Annotated in this window: 5 protein-coding genes and 1 pseudogene; 5 read left to right on the top strand and 1 reads right to left on the bottom strand. The window is 44.6% G+C overall.

Going from position 1 to position 6582, the window contains the following annotated elements; genetic code table 11:
* Nucleotides 1-208 precede the first annotated feature (208 nt).
* The 3 genes from IM500_RS09185 to IM500_RS09175 all read left to right on the top strand — a co-directional run bounded on the left by IM500_RS09185 (nucleotide 209) and on the right by IM500_RS09175 (nucleotide 2736).
* On the top strand, nucleotides 209-1345 hold the full coding sequence (locus tag IM500_RS09185; protein ID WP_190722291.1) for an anhydro-N-acetylmuramic acid kinase: 1137 nt from the start codon (nucleotides 209-211) through the stop codon (nucleotides 1343-1345).
* Nucleotides 1342-2112 carry a peroxiredoxin-like family protein gene (locus IM500_RS09180; protein ID WP_287738170.1) on the top strand — a complete coding sequence of 257 codons (771 nt, stop codon included), beginning with the start codon at nucleotides 1342-1344 and terminating at the stop codon, nucleotides 2110-2112. The genes IM500_RS09185 and IM500_RS09180 overlap by 4 nt, the downstream gene beginning before the upstream one ends.
* A gap of 312 nt (nucleotides 2113-2424) precedes the next feature.
* Nucleotides 2425-2736 carry a ferredoxin gene (locus tag IM500_RS09175; protein WP_012266930.1) on the top strand — a complete coding sequence of 104 codons (312 nt, stop codon included), beginning with the start codon at nucleotides 2425-2427 and terminating at the stop codon, nucleotides 2734-2736.
* A gap of 185 nt (nucleotides 2737-2921) precedes the next feature.
* Here the strand turns inward: IM500_RS09175 and hemC are convergent, their stop codons facing one another.
* Nucleotides 2922-3881, bottom strand: coding sequence for a hydroxymethylbilane synthase (gene hemC, locus IM500_RS09170; RefSeq protein WP_149988724.1), 960 nt, complete (start codon nucleotides 3879-3881; stop codon nucleotides 2922-2924).
* A gap of 215 nt (nucleotides 3882-4096) precedes the next feature.
* On the opposite strand from hemC, the pseudogene IM500_RS09165 reads away from it, so the two are divergent.
* Together IM500_RS09165 and IM500_RS09160 are read left to right on the top strand one after the other, a co-directional pair.
* Nucleotides 4097-4382, top strand: a pseudogene (locus tag IM500_RS09165) (hypothetical protein).
* A gap of 174 nt (nucleotides 4383-4556) precedes the next feature.
* Nucleotides 4557-6173: an SUMF1/EgtB/PvdO family nonheme iron enzyme gene (locus IM500_RS09160; protein WP_287738169.1), complete on the top strand. Its 1617-nt coding sequence runs from the start codon at nucleotides 4557-4559 to the stop codon at nucleotides 6171-6173.
* Nucleotides 6174-6582 lie beyond the last annotated feature (409 nt).

Here is a 6582-nt window from a genome sequence, read left to right as displayed (position 1 = left end):
TGTCGAAATGTGTCGAAATGTCGTGCTTCGTGTCACTGAGCTTGTCGAAGTGCTGTTTTATACTGGTCGGGGTTTCATCCCATCGCGCTCAAGCGAGGGCTTCGGCCGTGATCTCAGCGTTCGACAAAAGCTCACGCCGAGGTCCGAACGGTCTTCACCCCGACATTCAAGATAAAATAATCAACAATCGACAGTTGAGGGAAAAAACTTGTTAGTTATCGGTTTAATCAGTGGCACATCGGTGGATGGTATCGATACCGCTTTAGTGGAGATTAGCGGTACAGTGGAATCTCCACAGGTGCAGTTATTAGCTGGAGAAACCTATCCCTATTCCCCCCGATTACGCGAGACAATTTTACAAGTCTGTGGGGGAGAAAAGCTCGACCTTGAAGCTTTAGCCAGCTTAGATGATAACATCGCCGCAGAATTCGCCCAAGCCGCTTTAAATATCCAAAAAGAAGCCCCAAAAGCCCAATTAATCGGCAGTCACGGTCAAACCGTTTTTCATCGACCCCCCGCAAACGATCGCCTCGGTTACACGGTACAATTAGGACGGGGAGCAGCGATCGCAAAAATCACCCGTATTCCCACCATTAGTAATTTTCGCGCTGCCGATATCGCCCAAGCTGGTCACGGTGCGCCCCTAGTGCCGAAAATTGACGCTTATCTGCTTTCTCACCCCACCAAAGCCCGCTGTGTTCAAAATATCGGCGGTATTGGCAATTTAACCTATCTACCCCCCCGACAAAGGGAAAATTGGCAGCAAAAAATTTTCGGTTGGGATACTGGCCCCGGCAACGTCCTCATCGATTTGGCCGTACAATTTTTGAGCCAAGGCCAACAAACCTACGACCATAACGGTCAATGGTCGGCCCAGGGTCAACCCTGCTCCGAATTAGTTCATAAATGGCTACAGGAGCCTTATTTTCAACAATATCCCCCTAAATCCACCGGCAGAGAGTTATTTAGCCCCGCCTATCTAGCCCAATTGCGCGAGGATGCCCAAGCTTATTGCCTCAGTGATGCCGACTGGTTGGCTAGTTTAACCGATTTAACCGCCATTTCGATCGCCCACAGCTATCAAACCTTTTTGCCAGAAATGCCCGCGGAAGTGCTGCTCTGCGGTGGTGGCGCTCGTAATGCCTACCTGCGCCAACGACTCCTAGCACATTTGGGGTCAAATGTCAAGCTTTTGACCACCGATGAGGTAGGATTAAATAGCGATTTTAAAGAAGCGATCGCTTTTGCCCTTTTGGCCTATTGGCGCTGGCACAATTTCCCGGGTAATTTACCGCAAGTCACGGGGGCAAAAGCAGCGGTTTTATTAGGAGAAATTTACCTATGAGCAGCAGCTATGAAATATTTTCAACAATTCAACGCCAAAGGGTCAGCGATGGGCAAATAGTGCCAATTTTAAGCGATTGTGCCGATTATAAACGTCTTTTAATTCTTGTTTGGCCGCAATTGGGAGATTTTGATAGTCTCGAATACGCTTGGTGGTTAGAAAAAGAGGCAGCCCTTTGGCAAAATGCCGGGATAACCATTCGTGCCATCGGTATCGGCGATCGCAATTCAGGGTTAAAATTCGCTGAATATACGAAATTTCGGCAAGATTGGCTTTTTGTTGACCCCAAAGCTGAATTACACAATTTATTAGGACTTTATCGCGGTTTATCGTTAAAATTACCTGGGTTTTCTCCCGGGCAAAATGCTTGGTTAAATCTAATTTTTATGTGTGCGGGTGTGGGTAGTCCGGGGACTCTGGCCGAAGTGCTGCGGGGTTATCTTGGCGATCGCAAAGCCCCCCAATTAATTGCCGAGGAGGAAACAATGCAAGCGCGGCCTTTACCACCTTTCCGGGGTTCCCTATTCAATCTTGCTGGGGGTCAAGGTTTTCAGCGACCTTTTGAATTAGCCACCCTGAGACTGCGTAATATGGGTCAAGTTTTGGGCAATTGGTCAACATATATCCCCGATAGTAGTTATCTCACCCAACGGGGAGGGACTTTTTTATTTGATAGTCAAGGAAATTTACTCTATGAGCATCGGGATCAAGGTATCTTGGGTTTTGCTGAGAATATGAGTTATCCTCTCGCTTTTTTGCAGGATTAAGCTTTTTTCTTCTGCATCTCGCCCACTCCCAACTCTTGACTTTTAGCTTTTCCAGCTGATGGCTAAAAAACTTTAATGTTGTCCGACCACTTATTACCTAAAGATTGATGAAATTATTTGACGATTCAACCACAACTATCGGGAGTTATTTACTCAAGAGATAAGTAAATATTATTTTAAGTTTATTTAAGGCTGTCATTACTAATGGTAAGTTGAGCCGGGTAAATTTTCCCGTAGTATCAAAAAGGAAACTCATTCGACCCGTTCAGTCTAAACGGGGAGAGAAGGGATTTTGAGACTGAGGAACAACCTATGGCAAAGAAAATAAAGACAACCACTTATAAAGTCACCCTGAAAACACCCGATGGCGATTATACAATTGATGTTCCCGATAATGAATATATTCTCGAGGTAGCGGAAGAAAAAGGATTAGATTTACCTTCTTCTTGCCGTGCTGGTGCTTGTTCTGCTTGCGCTGGTAAAATCGAATCCGGTAGCGTTGATCAATCCGAGCAATCCTTCTTAGATGACGATCAAATTGAAGCGCATTATGTCCTCACCTGTGTGGCCTATCCTACTTCTGACTGTGTGATCGTCACCCACAAAGAAGAAGATTTGTACTAATTTAACTCAATATTCGGGGGTTAGATACTCCAACAATACAACAATAATAGAGCGGGAACTGCAAGGGCGACAGTTCTCGCTTTATTTGTATTTTTGCCTCTTGACTCGACAGTGAGATAAAGCCCAAAAATTAATCCTGCAGCGGCAGGGTGTGAGGTGTAGGGTTAATGGGCGCTGATAACTGATTATCGGCCCACTTCAGCGAAAATCTGGGCTAAAATCTCTCCAGCACCAGCCTCGCGCACTTTATGGGCTAAATCTCGTCCTAAGACTTCCCCATGGCTAGGATCACCGCTAACCGAGTCCTTAATCAGGCGCTTACCGTCGAGACTAGCCACCATACCCGTTAAAGTTAGGATACCATCCTCGATCGCCGTATTCACTCCGATGGGAACTTGACAACCCCCCTCCAACTCGCGTAAAAAAGCGCGTTCAGCATAGCATCTATCGCGGCTAGGGGCGTGTTCCAACACTTTTAGGACTTCCAAAACCTCCGGATCTCCATCGCGGCATTCTATCCCTAAAGCCCCCTGTCCCACCGCATGGAGAGAAATCTCCGCCGGAATAACCTGATGAACTCGATCGCCTAATCCTAACCTTTCCAATCCCGCTACTGCCAGAATAATCGCGTCGTATTCTCCCGCGTCCAGTTTTGCCAGACGGGTGTTGACATTGCCGCGCACATCTTTAAAAGTCAGATGGGGATAATGGTAACGCAACTGGGCCAATCGCCGCAGGGAAGAAGTCCCCACCACCGCACCTTCCGGTAAAGTGTCTAATTGATAGTCTTGGTTTTGGCTATTTACCACCAAAGCATCGGCCGGATTAACTCTTTCCGTGACGCAACCCAAGATTAAGCCTTCGGGCAAATTAGTGGGCAGATCCTTGAGAGAATGGACGGCAAGATCGATCGATCTATCCAACATTCCCACTTCTAGTTCTTTGGTAAATAAACCCTTATCACCGATTTTCGCTAGGGCCACATCGAGAATTTTATCGCCTTGGGTACTCATCGTCTCCACCTCAAACTGTCGATGGGGGTGGTGTTTACTCAATTCTGCCTGTACCCAATAGGTTTGTACTAGGGCTAACTGACTTTTACGCGAACCGATACGCAGGGAACGAGGAGGACTAGAAACGGACATATCTGAAGTAGGAATTTAACTAAACATCTATCGGACTGCTCGATCTAGACTATCCTGATCTCACCCCTGTTGAGTAATCACTTTCTAGCTTAGGCATAAATAGTTACATCTCTTAATATTTTTCAGGAAATGGGGTGACTATTATTCCCCACTGACAGCAAAGCTGAAAGCCTAGATTAAAATAGAGGGACAAACGTTGCAACAGGGTCTAACTAATGACATTACAACACCCTTGCTATAACAAAGAAAAATTTGTCCGACGTGGACAGGAAATCTATCAGTCTCGGCTGCGTCAGCAGGTTGAGAAGGACAATCATGGGAAGATTGTAGTTATTGATATCAAAACAGGTGCTTTTGAATTAGCCAAAGATATCCTCACAGTTTCCAAATCAACTTTTAACCCGATTGACCGATGCTCAAATTTGGTTCGTTAGAATCGGACATCGAGCATTTGATCGAGTCGGTTTTGCCCTATCATATAGAGACAAAAAGACCGAGTAACCATTGTCAGATTCTCCATACCCCCCTTATCAAGGGGGGAGCCGCGCCCCCCTTATCAAGGGGGGATCAAGGGGGGATCAAAGGCACAATCTATCTTCAATTTAATAATTATAACCACTCACTTAATAGGATAGTTACACAACGTAAAAATTGGTTAATTCAGGAGTTATTATTATGCTAGACCAAATGATGAAGATGTTGGAAGGGCAACGAATAAACTCTTATCGTCTTAATAAGTTTCTTGGTGCGGGTGGTTTTGGGGGTGTATTTCATGCTAGTGAAATGGTCAGAAATACATCGGTTCAAGAAGTTGCTGTTAAAGTTATCCCCGAAAGTAGCGATGATAAATTAATTGAGTTAAAAAATGCCAGAAAGTTAGAACATTCTAATTTAATTAAGGCTTATTCGGTGGGGGAATTTACTTTTTTTAATACAGAAATGCTTTATTTAGTGATGGAATTGGCACAGGGTAGCCTAGAAAATCACATCGCCAAAGGCGGTTTGTCAGCGGATGAGATTAAAAATATTACTGCTCAAGTCGCCCAAGGTTTAAATTATCTTCATGGACAAAATAAAGTCCATCGAGATTTAAAACCGGGTAATATCCTCAAGGTTAATCAACAATACAAGTTAGCAGATTTTGGCTTAATTAGAACTTTAAATAACAAAAGCCACACTCAAACAGTCCACAATAGCGGTACAATTATTTATATGCCTCCCGAAGCCTTTAGGGGGGATATTTCCTCAGCTTGGGATTTGTGGTCATTAGGTATTATGTTAATCGAAATGACGACTAATCAACTTCCCTATAAGTTTAATAATGATATTAACCAGTTAATGGCGAAGGTGATGAATTGTGAGCTACAAATCCCCAGTTTACCGAAAGAGTTTAAACAGATTATTGAAGGGTGTTTGCAAAAAGATAGAAAACAAAGATGGACAGCACAACAGGTTTTAAATGCCTTACAACCTGTGGGATGGACTTCTCCCCCGTCACCTCCACCAGCACCGGCAGCAGTCAAAAAGCCTGTTTCACCAATACCCCTAATTGCTTCACCTACTCTATTTACCGAAAAACTACCCAATCGAGTCACACTGGAGATGGTGAGCTTACCAGCAGGTGAATTTATCATGGGATCTCCTGACAGTGATCCCGATGCTAGGGATTGGGAAAAGCCTCCACACCAAGTTAAAGTCAACAGTTTTGCGATTGGTAAATATCCAGTGACTCAGGCACAATATCAAGCAGTAATGGGAACCAATCCCTCTCACTTTAAAAACAATCCCCAAAATCCGGTAGAAAATGTTAGTTGGAACGATGCTCAAGCCTTTTGTCGGAAATTGAGTCAGATAACAGGGAAAACCTATCGTCTCCCCACAGAAGCGGAATGGGAATATGCTTGTCGTGCGGGGACTACTACTCGCTTTTATTTCGGTGATGATGCTAATCAGCTAGGAGATTACGCTTGGTATAGCGCAAATTCTCAGGATAAAACTCATCCTGTGGGACAGAAAAAACCCAATGCTTGGGGACTCTATGACATGATTGGCAATGTTTGGGAGTGGTGCGAAGACGATTGGCATGATAACTATATCGGAGCGCCGACGGATGGATCGGCGTGGTTTATCAAGAATGATAATCGTTCTCAGTCTCGTAAGTGTCTGCGCGGCGGTTCTTGGTACGACCTCCCTAATGTCTGTCGTTCTGCCTGCCGCAACTGGGGCATCCCCGGCATCGACGACTTCAACTACGGTTTTCGGGTTGCGTGCGGTGCTGGGAGGACTCTGTAACCCTTTTTGCCTTTTTTCCCTTTTTTCCCTTTTTCTCTTTTTCTCTTTTTCCCGCCTAGCGGCGGGTCGATTTTTTTTGAGAAAATACCCTTGTTTCAAGGCTCTGCCTTGAAACACAATATTTAAGGCTCTGCCTTAAAGCAATATTCAGGTAGAACCTGAAGAGAGCGTTCCCAGGTAGAACCTGGGAACGAGATAACCTACGATCTACTTAATTAGAGTTTGCATAGAAGATTCAATTTTCAATTTCTGTCGATGGCGTTTGGAACTGAAACCCTTGGTAGGGACAATTCATGAATTGTCCCTACATTTTCGGAGTATAAATCATGAATTGTCCCTACATTTTCGGAGTATAAATCATGAATTGTCCCTACATTTTCGGAGTATAAATCATGAATTGTCCCTACAT

Source organism: Microcystis sp. M179S2 (assembly GCF_020245805.1).
Taxonomy (GTDB): Bacteria; Cyanobacteriota; Cyanobacteriia; order Cyanobacteriales; family Microcystaceae; genus Microcystis; species Microcystis aeruginosa.
The sequence above is the reverse complement of the archived record's forward strand: the minus strand, read 5'-3'. Positions and strand labels throughout refer to the sequence as shown.

Bases quoted from the DNA above. Each gene is read 5' to 3' on its own strand.
- IM500_RS09180 (WP_287738170.1), top strand. From the start codon at position 1,342: ATGAGCAGCAGCTATGAAATATTTTCAACAATTCAACGCCAAAGGGTC.
- IM500_RS09175 (WP_012266930.1), top strand. From the start codon at position 2,425: ATGGCAAAGAAAATAAAGACAACCACTTATAAAGTCACCCTGAAAACA.
- hemC (WP_149988724.1), bottom strand. From the start codon at position 3,881: ATGTCCGTTTCTAGTCCTCCTCGTTCCCTGCGTATCGGTTCGCGTAAA.
- IM500_RS09160 (WP_287738169.1), top strand. From the start codon at position 4,557: ATGCTAGACCAAATGATGAAGATGTTGGAAGGGCAACGAATAAACTCT.